Origin of the sequence: Mycobacteroides abscessus ATCC 19977 (genome assembly GCF_000069185.1) — a bacterium.
Classification (GTDB): domain Bacteria; phylum Actinomycetota; class Actinomycetes; order Mycobacteriales; family Mycobacteriaceae; genus Mycobacterium; species Mycobacterium abscessus.
Window position 1 is genome coordinate 1266040 of sequence record NC_010397.1, and the last position, 15841, is coordinate 1281880.

General features: G+C 64.1%; 19 protein-coding genes. 11 read left to right on the forward strand and 8 right to left on the reverse strand.

Annotation, left to right across the window (positions count from 1 at the left end; translation table 11 throughout):
* Positions 1-12: 12 nt before the first annotated feature.
* Together MAB_RS06530 and MAB_RS06535 are read right to left on the reverse strand one after the other, a co-directional pair.
* Positions 13-192 (reverse strand): YbdD/YjiX family protein, encoded by a 180-nt coding sequence (locus MAB_RS06530; RefSeq protein WP_005074095.1) that lies wholly within the window; start codon positions 190-192, stop codon positions 13-15.
* Entirely contained in the window at positions 189-2453 is a 2265-nt protein-coding gene (locus tag MAB_RS06535; protein WP_005084321.1) for a carbon starvation CstA family protein, read from the reverse strand. The genes MAB_RS06530 and MAB_RS06535 overlap by 4 nt, the downstream gene beginning before the upstream one ends.
* 120 nt (positions 2454-2573) lie before the next feature.
* On the opposite strand from MAB_RS06535, the gene MAB_RS06540 reads away from it, so the two are divergent.
* The 4 genes from MAB_RS06540 (at position 2574) to MAB_RS06555 (ending at position 3973) form a co-directional block, all read left to right on the forward strand.
* Positions 2574-2897, forward strand: coding sequence for a hypothetical protein (locus MAB_RS06540; protein ID WP_005084322.1), 324 nt, complete (start codon positions 2574-2576; stop codon positions 2895-2897).
* Between the two features lie 33 nt (positions 2898-2930).
* Positions 2931-3155: a PspC domain-containing protein gene (locus MAB_RS06545; RefSeq protein ID WP_005084324.1), complete on the forward strand. Its 225-nt coding sequence runs from the start codon at positions 2931-2933 to the stop codon at positions 3153-3155.
* A 118-nt stretch (positions 3156-3273) separates the two neighbouring features.
* Positions 3274-3606, forward strand: a complete 333-nt coding sequence (locus MAB_RS06550; protein ID WP_005088575.1) for a hypothetical protein — start codon at positions 3274-3276, stop codon at positions 3604-3606.
* Complete coding sequence (locus MAB_RS06555) at positions 3590-3973, forward strand: hypothetical protein (protein ID WP_012296406.1); 384 nt, start codon at positions 3590-3592, stop codon at positions 3971-3973. The genes MAB_RS06550 and MAB_RS06555 overlap by 17 nt, the downstream gene beginning before the upstream one ends.
* Positions 3974-3975: 2 nt before the next feature.
* Here the strand turns inward: MAB_RS06555 and MAB_RS06560 are convergent, their stop codons facing one another.
* A complete protein-coding gene (locus tag MAB_RS06560; protein WP_005074111.1) occupies positions 3976-4362 on the reverse strand; it encodes a DUF488 domain-containing protein in 387 nt (128 codons plus the stop codon).
* Positions 4363-4365: 3 nt separating this feature from the next.
* Between MAB_RS06560 and ychF the strand changes: the two genes are divergently transcribed.
* The gene (gene ychF / locus MAB_RS06565; protein WP_005059441.1) at positions 4366-5439 is read left to right on the forward strand and encodes a redox-regulated ATPase YchF; all 1074 of its coding nucleotides are present in this window, start codon (positions 4366-4368) and stop codon (positions 5437-5439) included.
* Between the two features lie 12 nt (positions 5440-5451).
* Here the strand turns inward: ychF and MAB_RS06570 are convergent, their stop codons facing one another.
* Together MAB_RS06570 and MAB_RS06575 are read right to left on the reverse strand one after the other, a co-directional pair.
* Positions 5452-5610, reverse strand: coding sequence for a hypothetical protein (locus tag MAB_RS06570; protein ID WP_005097949.1), 159 nt, complete (start codon positions 5608-5610; stop codon positions 5452-5454).
* Positions 5611-5946: 336 nt separating this feature from the next.
* Positions 5947-6225, reverse strand: a complete 279-nt coding sequence (locus MAB_RS06575; protein WP_005110042.1) for a hypothetical protein — start codon at positions 6223-6225, stop codon at positions 5947-5949.
* A 165-nt stretch (positions 6226-6390) separates the two neighbouring features.
* On the opposite strand from MAB_RS06575, the gene MAB_RS06580 reads away from it, so the two are divergent.
* A complete protein-coding gene (locus tag MAB_RS06580) occupies positions 6391-6888 on the forward strand; it encodes a PH domain-containing protein (RefSeq protein WP_005088566.1) in 498 nt (165 codons plus the stop codon).
* Positions 6885-8402, forward strand: a complete 1518-nt coding sequence (locus MAB_RS06585; RefSeq protein ID WP_005084332.1) for a YdbT family protein — start codon at positions 6885-6887, stop codon at positions 8400-8402. Before MAB_RS06580 ends, MAB_RS06585 begins: the two co-directional genes overlap by 4 nt.
* Positions 8403-8544: 142 nt before the next feature.
* Here MAB_RS06585 and MAB_RS06590 read toward each other — a convergent pair whose 3' ends face one another.
* The gene (locus MAB_RS06590) at positions 8545-10068 is read right to left on the reverse strand and encodes a multicopper oxidase family protein (RefSeq protein WP_005110043.1); all 1524 of its coding nucleotides are present in this window, start codon (positions 10066-10068) and stop codon (positions 8545-8547) included.
* 136 nt (positions 10069-10204) lie between these two features.
* On the opposite strand from MAB_RS06590, the gene lpqS reads away from it, so the two are divergent.
* The 4 genes from lpqS to MAB_RS06610 all read left to right on the forward strand — a co-directional run bounded on the left by lpqS (position 10205) and on the right by MAB_RS06610 (position 14921).
* On the forward strand, positions 10205-10624 hold the full coding sequence (lpqS, locus tag MAB_RS06595; RefSeq protein WP_012296408.1) for a putative copper homeostasis (lipo)protein LpqS: 420 nt from the start codon (positions 10205-10207) through the stop codon (positions 10622-10624).
* 172 nt (positions 10625-10796) lie between these two features.
* Positions 10797-11822: a PLP-dependent cysteine synthase family protein gene (locus MAB_RS06600; RefSeq protein ID WP_005122125.1), complete on the forward strand. Its 1026-nt coding sequence runs from the start codon at positions 10797-10799 to the stop codon at positions 11820-11822.
* An 8-nt stretch (positions 11823-11830) separates the two neighbouring features.
* Positions 11831-13093 carry an MFS transporter gene (locus MAB_RS06605; protein WP_005132388.1) on the forward strand — a complete coding sequence of 421 codons (1263 nt, stop codon included), beginning with the start codon at positions 11831-11833 and terminating at the stop codon, positions 13091-13093.
* 7 nt (positions 13094-13100) lie between these two features.
* The gene (locus MAB_RS06610; RefSeq protein ID WP_005092945.1) at positions 13101-14921 is read left to right on the forward strand and encodes an ABC-F family ATP-binding cassette domain-containing protein; all 1821 of its coding nucleotides are present in this window, start codon (positions 13101-13103) and stop codon (positions 14919-14921) included.
* A gap of 156 nt (positions 14922-15077) precedes the next feature.
* Here MAB_RS06610 and MAB_RS25300 read toward each other — a convergent pair whose 3' ends face one another.
* Both MAB_RS25300 and MAB_RS06615 read right to left on the reverse strand, forming a co-directional pair.
* On the reverse strand, positions 15078-15203 hold the full coding sequence (locus MAB_RS25300; protein ID WP_005059458.1) for a hypothetical protein: 126 nt from the start codon (positions 15201-15203) through the stop codon (positions 15078-15080).
* 118 nt (positions 15204-15321) lie between these two features.
* A complete protein-coding gene (locus tag MAB_RS06615) occupies positions 15322-15840 on the reverse strand; it encodes a DoxX family protein (RefSeq protein ID WP_005110051.1) in 519 nt (172 codons plus the stop codon).
* Position 15841: the final 1 nt, after the last annotated feature.

Genomic DNA, 15841 nt, shown 5'->3' on the forward strand with positions numbered 1-15841 from the left:
AGCGTGCTTGTGTCAGCAGCATCGCGCCGACGGATTCGCGTCGGCATCGGCGTAGCGCGCCCGCCAAAACTCGGCTTCGGTGGGCACCGCAGCACCGGGGTGGCGGCGCCGCAGATGCTCCACGTACCGCTGATAGTCGTGGTCGCCCATGACCGAGGTGAACCACCACACCAATCCCTTGATCATCTTCATGGTGAGGTCCCGGTGAGTTCACGTGCTGACCATTGTTTTTCGACGTGCTTCTCCACGTCGGTGGGCAGGAAGCCGCTGGGCGCGAACAGTGCGGACGGTTCCGCCGGGTCTTCACTGGTCGGTAGGCCGCCCGCCCGGACCGCGCGCAGGCAGGTCCAGGCTCCCGCCGCGACGACGACCAACACCAACGAGGCGAAGATGGCCGACAACGTCCCTTGGACAAACGTGTTGCGAATCACGGCGTCCATGGCCTCGGGGGTCTTGGCGGTCTTGAAACTCGTCAGGCCCGCGTCGCGGGCGGCCGCGTAGAGCTGGTGCTGCTTCCAGTACCCGATGGCCGGGTCCGTGGAGAACAGCTTCTGCCAGGACGCCGTCATGGTGACGATCAGATCCCAGCCCAGGGGTAGGGCCGGAATCCATGCCCACTTGTACAGCCCTTGTTTGACGACGATCGTCGTCACCACCGTGAGGGCGATGGCGGCCAGCAGCTGGTTGGCGATGCCGAACAACGGGAAAAGGGTGTTGATGCCGCCGAGCGGGTCGGTGACACCCATGAGCAGGATCGAGCCCCAGCCGGCCACGACGATCGCCGAGCAGATCCAGGCCCCGACCCGCCAGGAGGCGTCCTTGAAGCGGCGTAGTGGCCCGCCGAGGTTCCCGAGCGAATCGGACAACATGAACCGGGCGACCCGCGTGCCCGCGTCCACGGTGGTGAGGATGAACAACGCCTCGAACATGATCGCGAAGTGGTACCAGAAGGCCTTGAAGCCGCTGCCGCCGAACACGTCGGACATGACATGCGATATCCCGATGGCGAGGGTGGGTGCGCCGCCGGTGCGCGAAACGATGGAGGTCTCGCCGATGTCGCGAGCGGTTTGGGTCAGCTGGTCGCCGGTGATCTTCGGGCCGCTCAGTGGCAGGCCGTTGACGTAGGCGGCCGCGGTCTCGGCGGTCCCCCCGGTGGCCGCGGTGGGAGCGTTGATCGCGAAGTACAAGTGCTGGTTCAGGATTGCCGCGGTGACCAGGGCCATGACGGCCACAAACGACTCGGTGAGCATGCCGCCGTAGCCGATGAAACGAGCCTGGCTCTCCTTCTCCAGCAGCTTGGGTGTGGTGCCCGAGGAGATCAGCGAGTGGAACCCGGACAGCGCACCGCAGGCGATGGTGATGAACAAGAAGGGGAACAGCGAGCCGGCGAAAGCCGGTCCCGCGCTGTTGAAGGCGAATTCGCTGATCGCCGGAAGCTGTGCGACCGGCCGTGCGATCAGGATGCCGATGGCCAGCATGGCGATGGTGCCGACCTTCATGAATGTCGACAGGTAGTCGCGGGGAGCCAGCAGTAGCCACACCGGAAGCACCGAGGCGGCGAAGCCGTAGAACATCATCAGCCAGGCGATGGTGGTCTTGTCGAGGCTGAACAATGTTTCACCCCAGCCCGATTCGGAGACCCAGCGGCCGGAGATGATCGCGGCCAGCAGCAGTGCCACCCCGATGACGGTGACCTCACTGACCTTCCCCGGTCGCAGGTAGCGCAGGTATACGCCCATGAACAGCGCGATCGGAATGGTCATCGCGATGGAGAACACGCCCCACGAGCTTTCGCCGAGGGCGTTGACGACGACCAGGCCCAGCACCGCGATGAGAATGATCATGATGACGAAGATCGCGACCATCGCCGCAATACCGCCGACGGTGCCCATCTCGTCGCGGGCCATCTGGCCGAGGCTGCGGCCGCCGCGCCGGGTGGATATCACCAGCACCAGGTAGTCCTGTACCGCGCCCGCCAGCACGACGCCCACCACGATCCAGATGATCCCGGGCAGATAGCCCATCTGCGCGGCGAGCACCGGCCCCACCAGGGGCCCGGCGCCGGCGATGGCGGCGAAGTGGTGGCCGAACAGCACCCTGCGGTCGGTGGGGACGAAGTCCTTGCCGTTGTCCAGGGCCTCGGCAGGGGTGGCGCGGTCATCGCGCGGTCTGACGAGCTTGCGCTCGATCAGCTTGGCGTAGAAGCGGTAGCCGATCAGGTAGGTGCAGATGGCCGCGACGACAAACCAGACGGCATTGACATGTTCCCCGCGCAGCAGGGCGATCATGGTCCAGGCGAAGGCACCCAGCAGTGCCACCAGCAGCAGGACCACGCGGGCGGTGGGTGAGGGTGCCCGATTGTCGATCACGCCGACCGGTGGGAGCGCGGGATCTGTCCGCAGTAGCTCGACGCCGGGTGGGGGAGTCAGGTCTTGCGGCTGATCGATGGCCATGCGCGTTACCTTAAGTGCCCCTCGCCGGGGCCTGTAGTACCGCGACCCGCTATTCAAGATCAGGGAAAGATAAGGGGCTTCCCTGATGTCTTTCGTGATCTTGATTCATAGCGTCAGCACATGACCAAATCCGGGTATTTCGCAACAGCTTTGGATGCCATGGTGGTAGTTCTCCCTGTTGCGGCAGTGGCGCTGGCGGCTGTTGCGCATGCGGGGCCACAGGGTTACGGCGACGTCGAGGCGTTGATCAGTTCCCTTGAAGAGCAAGGAAATTACGTCATCCTGAACCGGGTGGGGAACCTGCCGCTTGAAGACTGCACAGTAACTCGGGTTCAGGAGGGCGCCCCGGTGTACCTGTACGAGAGGCCTGTGGGGGCCGATTCCAGATCGGTTCCGACCAAGATTCTGGACCACGGAACTGTCTACGTGGACCTGAAATGCTGAGCTTCTACACGGCAAAGATCAGGGACTTCCCCGATGTGCCAGGGCGTTTCGTCGGCCTACGGTGAGTTCATGACTACTACTGCACTGCGACGCCCCCGTACCGGGAAGATGATCGGCGGGGTGTGTGCGGCGTTCGCGCAACGCTTTGGGTGGGATGTGACGATCGTCCGTGTTCTGGCGGTCGCCTCGATTCTGCTGCCGGGGCCGCAGGTGCTGGCCTACCTGGCGTTGTGGGTCCTCATTCCCCGCGAGCAGTGACGGCGGCGTCCGGAAGTTAATTTCTCGTAACCACCGGGTGTATGAGGCTCGGCACGGAGGCAAACCGTGGGTTAGTCTGCCCGACATGCGTCGATACGACTACCCCCTAAGGGTTATCGTGCTGGCGCTTGTCGTGGGCGTGCTGTGCCTGGTGGGCGTCAACCCCGGCAGCGTGATGGGCCAGCCGGGGGCACTGGCCGCAGCGCATGTCGCCGGCCCGGAAGGGGTGGGCGCAGCGCCGGCGGACGCGCCGCAGGTCGATGCCTTTGCCCAGGTCGTGCAGATCACCAAGATGTGCCGCGGGGTGCTGGCCGGGGCGATGCTGCTGGTGCTGGCGTTTGTGCTGCGCTACGTGCTGCTCACGGCGACGCGGGGATCGCCTGTGTTGCAACGGATTGTTGGCCGTTCAGGCCGTGCGGTGTTACTCGGAGGCTGTGTGCATAGGTGCTGACGAGGTCGGTGCGACCCGACCCAATGTCAGTCATACCGCGATGGCGCGGTTCTACACAGGAGCATCCATGTCTTCTCGTTTTGCCATTCCTGCTTTAGCTGTTGCCGGGGCACTCCTCGCGGCGCCGTCGGCGCTTGCCGGCCCGGAGGACGGCGAGAGTGCCGCCGACGTCATCGCGGACCTAGAGGCCCGCGGCAACATCGTGGTCATCAACCGCGTGGGCAGCGGCCCGATGGCCGACTGCAAGGCCACCGCCGTGCGCCCGGGCCGGTTCCTCAACCCGGGAACCGTGGTCAATACGCCCGGGGTGGCCTGGGGCGGCATTCTGTTGCAACACCGTGTCGTCAACGTCGACATCACCTGCTGACGTCAATCGGCTAGGAAGTCCCGCAGCACGATCGCGTGGTTGTGCTGCGGGTCCTTGGCGGCATACAGCAACGTGACGGTGCCGTGCTCACGTTCGAGTTCGTGTGCGGTGTCCACCGCCGGGTTGCCGGCCAGCTCGGCGCGGTACTCGTCGGCGTAGGCGCCCCAGTCGTCGTCGGGTGCGTGGTGCCAGCGGACCCGCAGATCGGGGCTCGGCGCGATGTCCTTGAACCAGAGATCGACCTGCGCGGCGGCCTTACTGACCCCGCGCGGCCACAGTCTGTCGACCAGTACGCGATAGCCGTCGGAGGGGTCGGGGGACTCGTAGATCCGCTTGGTGGAAAAGGTCACCGCACCATTCTTAATCGCCGCGGTCCGTAGACTCTCCATCTCGTGAGCCTGAACCTGGGAATCGTCGGTCTGCCGAACGTCGGGAAGTCGACGCTATTCAATGCGCTGACCCGCAATAACGTGCTGGCGGCCAACTACCCGTTTGCGACCATCGAGCCGAACGAGGGCGTGGTGCCGCTGCCCGACCCGCGTCTGGACAAGCTGGCCGAGGTGTTCGGTTCGGCGCGCACGCTGCCCGCCACGGTGACGTTCGTGGACATCGCCGGAATCGTCAAGGGTGCCTCCGAGGGGGCCGGGCTGGGAAACAAGTTCCTGGCGAACATCCGCGAATGTGACGCCATCTGTCAGGTGGTGCGAGTGTTCGCCGACGACGACGTGGTGCACGTCGACGGGCGGGTCGATCCTGCCGCCGATATCGAGGTGATCGAGACCGAGCTGATTCTCGCCGATATGCAGACGCTGGAGAAGGCGGTGCCGCGGCTGGAGAAGGAAGCCAAGAACAAGAAGGACCGCCAGCCGCTGCTCGATGCCGCCAAGGCCGCGCAGGAGGTGCTCGACGGGGGCAAGACGCTGTTCTCGACAGGTAAAGACTGGTCGTCGGTGCGCGAACTGAACCTGATGACCACCAAGCCGTTCTTGTATGTGTTCAACGCCGACGAGTCGGTGCTGGGGGACGAGGCACGGGTGGCGCAGCTGCGTGCGTTGGTGGCCCCTGCCGACGCGGTGTTCCTGGACGCCAAGATCGAGTCCGAGCTGCAGGAGCTGGACGAGGAGTCTGCCGCCGAGCTGCTGGAGTCGATCGGGCAGGCCGAGCGTGGCCTGGATGCCTTGGCGCGGGCAGGCTTTCACACGCTGAAGTTGCAGACCTACCTGACCGCCGGGCCAAAAGAGGCGCGCGCGTGGACGATTCACCAGGGCGACACCGCGCCCAAGGCGGCCGGCGTCATCCACACCGACTTCGAGAAGGGCTTCATCAAGGCCGAGGTGGTGTCCTACGAGGACCTCATCGAGGCCGGATCGATGGCTGCGGCCAAGGCCGCCGGAAAGGTCCGGATGGAAGGCAAGGAATACGTCATGGTTGACGGTGACGTGGTGGAATTCCGGTTTAACGTCTAGGCGGAAGCGCTACTAATGCCGCGCCGCCGCGAACTTCGGGACGTCTGCCAGGGAGTCGCGACGAGTTTCGGCAGTCGGAACAACGACATTGCAGGTTGGTGGGGGATCGGGGTCTTGTGCCGTCAACCTGGCCCGCCCGGGATTGATCTCGACCTGCGCGCCGATGTCCACGATGTTCCCCTGGCGCGCAGGTACGGCGAGCAATTGGACCGCCAGCTATCTGCCCGGCGCATTCCGCCCGAATGGGTGGCTGGTGCGGCGCTCTCCTTGCGGTTCGTGCCTGATCCCCGTGATTCTGTGATGTGGCAATACACGGTGACCGTGCGCATTCGTGACGATCGGGATCGAGTCTGGTCTGGTCGAGATACCGGGCGGTGCTGGGCTCACGATCCCGCTCGGGAGAGCAGGTCGGCTCGGGCGAGCCGCGATACCTTGGCGTTCCGCTTCAACGTGTAGGCCGGAGAGTCTCTCCGGATGACAACTGTTGTGGTTACGAAACGGCCGTGATCATGTTGCCTGAGGCTCGCCAAGGAGCGAGGCGATGCGCGGTGTGCGTGGAGTAAAGACATCGAGAAGCCCGATGGCGCGTACGGCAGGTGCCAGCTTGCGGAGTTCACGTTCAATGGCTGCGTGTCGTGGATCCGATTGGGCAATGGTCTCCAGCAGTTTGGCGTTCGCGATGAACGCGGCGATGGTGCCCTTACGCACTGTGACGCCATCGACTGTCGTGGAATTGTCGCTGTCGGACAGAACGTCTTCGGGGTGGATCGCGCTGTGTCCGGTCAACGTGGGATGCCCTTCTGGTACGACGTCTGACTGCTATTCAACGCTAACGCGGATCCGATTGTGTCTGGTTCAGCGGACCGGAAACAGCGGTGCATCGACGGCTGCGAGCCCGTGGTGAATGCCCCGCCTATGAGTCTGTCAATTTGCTGCCGATCGTGTTCCCCTATGATCAGCCACGTGGCCACCCCGATGCTTTTTGTCGCACCAGCCAATCGGCTGGGTCCGAATGCGCGCACGTTGTGGATTGTTCAGGGCATTGCCAACTACCTCGTCGTGATCGCATTTATCGTGGGGGTGGGCTTCTTTGCGCCCGGTCGGTTCTGGTGGTGGAGCCTTGCCGCTGTCGTCGGAATTCTGGCGGTACCGTACGTCATTGCGCGCTCTTATCTGCGTCTACGTGTCCACCGGTGGGAATTCAATGAGGTAGCCCTGTATGTCCAAACCGGGTGGATTACGCATGTGCGCACGATCATTCCTATCCAGCGGATCAAGAAGATCACCGAGCAGCGTGGATTGCTGCAGCGCAAGTTTGGGCTCTCATCGCTGACCATCAGCGCCGGTTCGGGCGCTGGCACGATCAACATTGACAACATTGATCACTTGGTCGCGGCAGAGATTGCTAACAAGTCTGCAATCGCCACTGCCCCGGATACCGACGAATGACGCTTCGTCGATCGGCGCGGTGGATTCTGCGGGAGTTCATCGAGACGCTCAAGATCGGCTGGGCCGGCCTGGCCCTGGTCTTGGTCAACGAGTCGTTTCTGCTCCTTTTCCTGGCGTATCTTGTATTGGTCGTTTTGCTGAAGACATGGGCATGGCGAAGAACCACGATCCAGGTTGGCGGCGATGCAGTTGTGCTGGAAGTTCGGGGTGTGACCACCAGGCGAGAGTCCGTCGCGCGCAGTGCCGTTGAAACGCTGGTGGTATCCGCCGAAATGCTGGATCGACTGTGCGGGCTGCAGACCTTACAACTGACCACCAACGACGATTCCAATAATCTGGTTCTGGACGGACTGTCGCCTCAGTCTGTGCGTGACATTGGCGCAAGCCTGGAAACCGAAGTCAGCGAAAAGGCTTCCGATGTTCGGGTGATTGCTGCCTTCAGGCCCGGGTGGTTTGGCTATTCCCTGCTCACTCCCATCGGCTGGGCGGGCGTTGTCGGCGTGGCGTTTCTGGCGAACAGAATTGGTGACCGCTTCGTGAGCCAGTTTGATGGCCTCAGTGCGCAAGCGCGGGCCGCACTTGCCCACATCGCCACGCCGTTGCTCATTGTTCTCGGTGTGGCATCGGGGGTCGCGATCGTATTGTTTTCGTACGCGGCCCGATACGGTGGGTTTCGGCTGGAGGAATCGCCGGGTACGGGTAGTGGCGAGGATCCATTGCTGATCTACCGACGGGGGCTGCTCGAGACGAAAGCAATCACGTTCGCCCGGAGCCGGATTCGTGGAATTAGATTGACCGAGCCTATTCCACTGCGGTGGGCCAAGGGTGCGCGGCTACATGCGGAAATTGTTGGGCACAAAGATATTGAACTGCTGCCACCGACAGCGCGCACGTTCGCGCTCCACATTGCCCGCGATGTGCTTTCCCATCACGGGCTTGATGCCGTTGCTGCCGTCAGTGCGGGTGGTCGGCTTGCCGCCCACGGTCGTGCCGCGCGACGGGTCTCTTTGCAAGAGTCGGCGACTGTTCCGCTCGTGCTTATTGTCGCCGCAGCCGGCGCCGCGGTGATCAATGCCGAGAGTTCCTTTCTGGTGATCCTGGCATTGGTTTTGCTCATTGTCCGGCTGTGCTACACCTGGATTGTTTCTGGACGGCGCGCATCTGCATGGGGGCGGCGCTCGAACCAGCCACTGGTCCTCGCCCAGTCACACCCGCGGTTGGCGCGCAATCTCAGTATCACCACTTGTGATTCAGCCCTGGGTGTTCGCACCCGTCAGAGCTGGCGGCAGCGTAGGGCCGGTGTGGCCGACCTCAGGATTCGATCGAATGCAGGCGACGGAGCGTTGGCGGTGGACTGTCTACCTGTCATCGCGGCAACGAATTTGGCGGTCTGCCTGTGCCCCGTCGCCGCTACCTTTGCACGGCCGGTGTCGCCACCGGCCGATCCGGAACATGCCGTTGCCCGATTCGAAAGGTTCGGCACCCTGCACCATGGCATGGGGATGACCACATAGCCATTCCTGAACTCATCGTGGGTGAGCTAGTCTCCAAGCCATTCTGGATTGTCGGTATGTTCAGCAGAATGCGGCAGGTCAGTTGACACGTTGTCGCTCATAGCCGGGCACTCGCGAGTGCGCTGAGAGCCCGGCGGCAACGTCAGTCCTGCATATACGACACCACCGCCATCATCCCGGTCTCACCGTGATAGATGTTGTGGCAGTGGGTAAGCCACTGCCCGGGGTTGTCGGCGTCGAAGTCCACCTCGACGGTCTTCATGGGTGCGACGAGGACCGTGTCCTTGCGGGCGCGGAACGCGCCTTTGCCGTCGCGCACGGCGAAGGTATGCCCGTGCAGGTGCATAGGGTGGAACATCATCGAGTTGTTGATGAAACGCAAACGCACACGCTGCCCCTCGCGCACGGGCAGGCCATCGCGCGGGTCGTAGGTCTTGCCGTTGATGGTCCATGTGTACTTCCCGCCGGGTCCGGCCAGCCGCACGTCGTGGATCACCCCGGGTTCCCGCCGCGTGAGTTGAACTGCGTCGGCAGCGGTCAGCATCGCGGTATCCAGAGGCACCTGCGACTTCATCAGCATCGCGGCGTCCTCGGCGCGCCCGCGCACCGGGGTATCCCCTGAGCGCAGGATCAACTGCGCGAAGCCCTTTTTCCCTTCGGGAACGGCGATCAAGGGCACCGATGAACCCGGGATGGTGACGACGGCGTCAACTCGTTCGCCCATGGTGACCAGGATGGTGTCGGCCTTGTAGGGCTGCACCGGGAACCCGTCGGTGTGAGTGACCGTCATCGGTACACCCGGGATGCCGACCCGGAACGCCGTGTCGCCACCGGCATTGACCATCCGCAGCCGGACGCGCTGTCCGGCCCGATAGTTCGCGGCCTGCGGATCGGCCGCCACTCGCCCGTTGATCAGGTAGTAGGGATACGTCACATCGCCGGCATCCATCCCCAACGGTGCCGTCGGGTCCGCTCCCATGCCACCCATCATCGAATGATCCATCGGGGGCATGCCCTTGGTGCGTAATCCTTCGAGTACTCGATCGGGATCGGTGCCGGTACCGTCGATCCAGTCATCGAGCGCCACCACCAGTTCTTCGTCATAGTCGGCGCCCTCGTCGGGATCCTCGATGATCAGCGGCGCGTAGAGACCGCGATCGATCTGCGTACCGACATGAGGGTGAAACCAATACGTACCGGCGTGCGGTACCGCGAACTCGTAGTCGAATACTCCGGTCGGTGCGATCTCCGGCTGGGTGAGGCCGGGCACGCCGTCCATGTCATTGCGCAGCGCCAGGCCGTGCCAATGAACACTCGTAGGCGCCGGGAGATTGTTGACGGTCTGTACCCGGAGAATTTCGCCCTTGCGCAGGCGGATTTCCTGCCCGGGTACCCGGCCCCCGTATGCCCAGGTGGATACCCGCGTGCCGGCGAGATCGAGCTCGGTGGGGCCGGCGTTCAGCGCGAATTGGCGGACGGGAGCGCCCCGCCCTCTTCGTGCCGCTTCCACCGCGGCGATGCGTGGCGAATCCGGGTTAACGCGTGGCGATGTGGCAGCTCCCGAGGTGTTTTTGGTGCAGGAGGCCAAGAACCCCGCAGCCGCAGCCGTCATACCCAAACGGAGGAGCTCGCGTCGGTCAAGCCGTGGTGACATGCCAGTGTTCATGACCCCAATCTATACCCCGTAGGGGTATATGAGGCAACCTTGGAAGCATCAATCACATTGAGCGCTCACCACGGATAGGTAGCGATCGGATCACATACCCCGTGAGGGTATGAAAAACAGTGCTAACCTGGCTCCCATGTCGACCCGAACGCGCCGCAGGAGTGGCCGTAGTCGACTGTGGCTTGTCGCGGTCCTGATCGGGATGATGGCGAGCCTGCCGATCCTGCACTGTGTTTCCGGGCATGGCGGTCCCGATGGACCGCATCATCAGGCGACGCATGCGGCACTGCCTGGGCATGGTCCGTCTGCCTCGCATGCGCACCTGGACAACTCGATACACCAGCTGTCATGTCAGACCCTGGACGGAATGGTCGGGCTGACTCGCGGCCTGAACCCGTTACGCGTTCTGATCGTGCTCGCCGCACTGGTGCTGGCCACTGTGGTGTTCCAGCCCGTAGCGGCGCACCTGTCGCGGGGGCCACCGTTGCCCGCCGGCTGTTATGAGGCCCGCACGGGCCGCGACATCCTCACCCATCTCTGCGTTATTCGGCGCTGATCGGCCCTCGGGCACGACGGGCTTTTCCCGTCATGCCCACACGCGCCGCCATCAGCTTCCCGGCCGCTTCGCAGCGGCCCTCACGCAGGGATTCTCCATGAACAACAGCATTGCTCTGTCCTCTCGCCGTAGCTGCACTCATCAGGGCCCCAAGTTCCACGACCCCAACACATTGGTGGGCAACACCCCAGTGCTATGGGTGTCCGAACCCTTCTCGACACCGGGCACCGGTTTTTGGGCCAAACTCGAGGGCCATAACCCCAACGGCATGAAGGATCGCCCCGCGCTGCATATGATCGAGCAGGCCAGGGCCCGCGGTGATCTCAAGCCCGGCGCCATGATTGTCGAATCAACCAGCGGAACATTGGGTTTGGGGCTGGCGCTGGCCGGCATCATCTACCGTCACCCGGTCACACTCGTCACCGATCCGGGTCTGGAACCCATCGTGAGCAGTATGTTGAATGCTTACGGTGCGCAGGTAGATATCGTCACCGAACCGCACCCGATCGGGGGCTGGCAGCAGGCGCGCAAGGATCGCGTCGCGCAACTACTTGCCGCCGAACCGGATTCGTGGTGCCCCGATCAGTATCAGAATCCCGATAACGTCGACGCCTATCGCGGGCTCGCCGAGGAGCTGATCGACCAACTCGGCACCGTCGACACGCTGGTCTGCTCGGTGGGTACCGGTGGACACTCGTCGGGGGTGGGACGGGTACTGCGCGAACATAATCCGAACCTGCGGCTGGTGGGTGTCGACACCATCGGGTCGACGATATTCGGGCAGCCCGCCGGCTCACGGCTGATGCGCGGGCTCGGTTCGAGCATCTACCCGGGCAATGTCGACTATCCCGCGTTCGACGAAGCCCATTGGGTTGCGCCCAATGAGGCTGTCTGGGCCGCCCGCACGCTGGCCGCGACCTATCACGCCAGCGGCGGATGGAGCGTCGGAGCGGTGGCCCTGGTCGCGGGCTGGGTGGCGCGGACATCAGACCCCGGCGCACGCATCGCTGCCATCTTCCCCGACGGCCCGATGCGCTATCACGGCACGATCTACGATGACGATTACTGCCGCAGCCACGATCTGCTGGACCGCCCTCCGGCGCAAGATCCCGACGTGATTGATGATCCATCGGAGCGGGTGGTGGACCGATGGACCAGGCTCACCCGCGTGATCGACCCGATAGGGAGGAGGGCGTGATCCAGACCTTGCGCCAGTTCCGGTCTTTCGATCGGCCCAGCCAGATATTGATGGTGAACCAGTTCGCCATCAATGTCGGCTTCTACATGCTGATGCCGTATCTCGCCGGATATCTGGCCGGGCCCCTGGGCTTGGCCGCGTGGATGGTGGGACTGGTGCTCGGGGTCCGCAACTTCTCTCAGCAGGGCATGTTTCTGGTTGGTGGCACGCTGGCCGACAGGTTCGGGTACAAGCCGCTGATTGTCGCCGGATGCTTCTTGCGGACCGCCGGATTTGCGATGCTGGCGTTCGTCGGTACTCTTCCGGCGATATTGATCGCGTCGGCGGCAACGGGTTTCGCCGGTGCTCTCTTCAACCCGGCGGTGCGTGCCTACCTGGCCGCCGACTCCGGTGAGCGTCGGGTAGAGGCCTTCGCGGTGTTCAACGTCTTCTACCAGGCGGGCATCCTTTTCGGACCGATCGTCGGCTTGGCGTTGACGGCCTGGGACTTCCGGATCACCTGCGCTGTCGCCGCGGCGGTTTTCGCATTCCTGACGGTGATTCAGTTGATGGCGCTGCCGCCGAACCGGGCAGAGTCGGAGCGCAACGCCGACCGTGCTCCGGTGCTGACCAGCTGGCGTTCGGTGGTGTCCAACAAGGCCTTCCTGTTGTTCTCGGGAGCCATGATCGGTTCGTATGTGCTGACGTTCCAGGTGTACCTCGCACTTCCGCTGCAGGCGGCGCTGCTCACCGACGACAAGAAATCCGAAACAGCGCTGGTGACAAGCATCTTCGTGGTGTCGGGGCTGGTGGCCATCGCGGGTCAGGTGCGCCTGACCGGCTGGCTTTCCGCACGCTTTGGTCCCAGTCGCAGTCTGGTACTCGGGATGCTGGTCATCGGAACGGCGTTCGTACCGCTGGTGCTGCTGCCCACAGCGGCGTCGGCAGGGCAACTCGCCGCGATCGCCGCGCTGCTGTTCTCGGCGGCGCTGCTGGCCGTGGGAACCATCGCGACTTTTCCCTTCGAGATGGACACCGTGGTCAGGCTGGCCGACAACCGGTTGGTGGCCACTCAATACGGGCTGTACAACACCATCGTCGGTATCGGCATTCTCGCGGGGAATCTGCTGACCGGCTCGGTGTTCGGCTACAGCCAGCGGCGCGGTGTGCCCTCGTTATTGTGGGTGTCACTGGTGGTTGTCGGGCTGGTGTGTGCTGCCGCGCTCTTCGCGTTGCGGCGGGCGGGACTCCTCGACCGGGGCAGGGAAGTGGCGCCGGCCGCCCGTGCCTGAGTAGTTTGTGGAGGCCATGACCAGCCCCGCCAAACCCATCAACCTCGTCAACCTCGAGAACGTATCGAAGTCGTACGGCGTCAAGCCGTTGCTCTCGAACGTCAGCCTCGGGGTGCAGGCGGGAGACCGCATCGGGGTGGTGGGCCTCAACGGTGGTGGTAAGACCACGCTGTTGGAGGTGCTTTCGGGTATCGAACCGGCAGATCAGGGCAGGGTGAGCCGCGCCGGGGACCTGCGTCAGGCCGTTGTCACCCAGCGCGACGAGCTCGTGGGCGTGACGGTTTTCGACGTGGTGATCGCCCCGCTGGGCGTGGCCGAGCACGAGTGGGCGGGCGACGCACGGATCCGTTCGATCCTGGACGGTCTCGGGGTGGCCGCACTGGGGCTCGATCGGCGGGTGGATCAGCTCTCCGGAGGCCAGCGGCGCCGGGTCGGGCTGGCCGCGGCGCTGGTTCGTGACCTGGATCTGCTGATCCTGGACGAGCCCACCAACCATCTGGACGTCGAAGGTGTGCAGTGGCTTGCCGAGCATCTGCTCGCGCGGTCGGCGGGCAGGAGCGGAGTGACTCGGGGATCTGGCTCGACCGCGTTGGTGGTGGTGACACACGACCGGTGGTTCCTGGATACCGTGGCCACCCGCACCTGGGAAGTGGTCGACGGCAATGTCGAATCGTATGAAGGTGGATACGCCGACTGGACTTTCGCCCGTGCCGAACGCGGGCGACAGGCCGACGCCGCGGAGGCTCGTCGCCGCAATCTCGCGCGCAAGGAGTTGGCCTGGTTGCGGCGCGGCCCGCCCGCCCGCACATCCAAGCCCCGGTACCGCATCGAGGCGGCCGAGGCCTTGATCGCCGACGTGCCGCCGCCGCGAGACTCGGTGGCGCTCACCGCGTTTGCGCGCCGGCGTCTGGGCCGCATTGTCATCGAACTGGAAGATGCGACGGTGGCGACGCCGGCCGGGGACGAGTTGGTGCGGGATCTGACGTGGCGTCTGGCCCCCGGTGAGCGCATCGGCCTGGTGGGGGTCAACGGATCCGGGAAGACCACCCTGCTGCGTGTGCTCGCGGGTGCGGTGCCGTTGGCCGCCGGGCATCGCAAAGAGGGCAAAACCGTAAGCATCGGCTGGCTACGCCAGGAACTGGACGACCTGCCGGAGGACATCCGGGTGCTCGATGCGATTGAATCCATCGCCCTGCGAATCACCCTGGGAGACAAGGAGCTCTCTGCTTCTCAGGTCGCCGAGATGCTCGGGTTCAGCCCCGCGCGCCAGCGCACCCCGGTCGGAGACCTCTCCGGTGGCGAACGCCGCCGGCTGCAGTTGACGCGCGTGCTCATGGCCGAACCGAACGTGCTGCTGCTTGACGAGCCCACCAATGACCTGGATATCGAAACGCTGCAGCAGGTGGAGGACCTGCTAGACGGCTGGGCGGGCACCCTGGTGGTGGTCAGCCACGACCGGTATCTCATCGAGCGAGTATGTGACTCCACCTGGGCGCTGTTCGGTGACGGGAAGCTGACCAATCTGCCCGGCGGCATCGAAGAGTATCTGCGCCGGCACGCCCAGCCGGTCGCCGCGCCTGCCGCGAAAGCCGTGCCCGAGCGCGGCCGCGATGGTGCGGCACTGCGTGCGGCACAGAAAGAACTCGGCCGCCTCGAACGGGCCGTCGCCAAGCTGGGGGAGCGGGAAACTGCCTTGCACGCGCAGCTCGCCGAACATGCCACCGATCCGGACCGAGTGGTGACGTTGACGTCCGAACTGAACGCCGTCGTCGCCGAGAAGGACGCCACCGAGGTGCAGTGGATGGAGCTCGCCGAGGAGCTCGAATAGCGCTGAGGCCGCGCCAATAAAAAGCGAGGGCAGTCGGTGTGACTGCCCTCGCCTGTTGAACGGATTGAGTGAGAAACATCCGGGACTTGGCCCGGCATGCGAGGCGCTACGCGTCTCGCCGATGCGTCCCCCCTCTGGGGGTTCGCCAACCTGCCGTTATACGGCTAGCGGGAACCACTCATCGGTCTGCTCCGTGTTGTCGCCCTCGACCAGCAGCTCGCCGCTGTAGATGGCTTCGAAGTCGATCTCGATGACCGTGGCACCGAATTCCTCGTTCGTCATGTACCTGACATTAGGGGTCACCATTAAGAAATCATTGAGTCACGAATCGGAAAAGTCTGGCAATTTTCGCTGCGGGCATCGCCCCAGGTCATAGACCATGAGCGGCCTTGCTGAACTCTTAAGAAAGCGGATTTGTGCCCTTGACGAGCACCCACGCGGCAATGGCCGCCCCAAATCCGGCCACCACCAGCACCGATGTGACCGCATTCGGCCATTCTTCGCGACCAAAACGCCCGTCCACGGAGATGCGCCCCGGTCCCATAAGAATGACCGCCATGGCCGCGGCAGCGAGTAGAAGCGGGAATTGCACGGCCGTCCCGGACTGCAGGAGATCGTGGCGCACCGAATAGCTCAGAGTGGCGGCATAGAGCATCGACCCCAGCACCGCGCACCCACCGAGGGGAGTGAGCAGTCCGGCGACCAGTAGCGCACCGCCGATGCTGTACGTCCCTGCGAGGACGCGCGCCGCGAGGTCAGCGGATGCGCCCGCCGTCGAGCCCAGCTGCTTGAACTGTTCGGAGGCGAATACGACGTTCAGTCCGTCCCAGCACAGCGTCAAACCAACCGCGACACGCAGGACCAAGAGTCCAATATCGTTGCGGGTCAAGGGATCGCTGTACTGTTTGGCGCTCGGCACG

Bases quoted from the DNA above. Each gene is read 5' to 3' on its own strand.
- MAB_RS06545 (WP_005084324.1), top strand. From the start codon at position 2,931: ATGTGCCAGGGCGTTTCGTCGGCCTACGGTGAGTTCATGACTACTACT.
- lpqS (WP_012296408.1), top strand. From the start codon at position 10,205: ATGTCGACCCGAACGCGCCGCAGGAGTGGCCGTAGTCGACTGTGGCTT.
- MAB_RS06560 (WP_005074111.1), bottom strand. From the start codon at position 4,362: ATGGAGAGTCTACGGACCGCGGCGATTAAGAATGGTGCGGTGACCTTT.
- MAB_RS06535 (WP_005084321.1), bottom strand. From the start codon at position 2,453: ATGGCCATCGATCAGCCGCAAGACCTGACTCCCCCACCCGGCGTCGAG.
- MAB_RS06530 (WP_005074095.1), bottom strand. From the start codon at position 192: ATGAAGATGATCAAGGGATTGGTGTGGTGGTTCACCTCGGTCATGGGC.
- MAB_RS06540 (WP_005084322.1), top strand. From the start codon at position 2,574: ATGACCAAATCCGGGTATTTCGCAACAGCTTTGGATGCCATGGTGGTA.
- MAB_RS06590 (WP_005110043.1), bottom strand. From the start codon at position 10,068: ATGAACACTGGCATGTCACCACGGCTTGACCGACGCGAGCTCCTCCGT.
- MAB_RS25300 (WP_005059458.1), bottom strand. From the start codon at position 15,203: ATGACGAACGAGGAATTCGGTGCCACGGTCATCGAGATCGACTTCGAA.
- MAB_RS06580 (WP_005088566.1), top strand. From the start codon at position 6,391: ATGATCAGCCACGTGGCCACCCCGATGCTTTTTGTCGCACCAGCCAAT.
- MAB_RS06585 (WP_005084332.1), top strand. From the start codon at position 6,885: ATGACGCTTCGTCGATCGGCGCGGTGGATTCTGCGGGAGTTCATCGAG.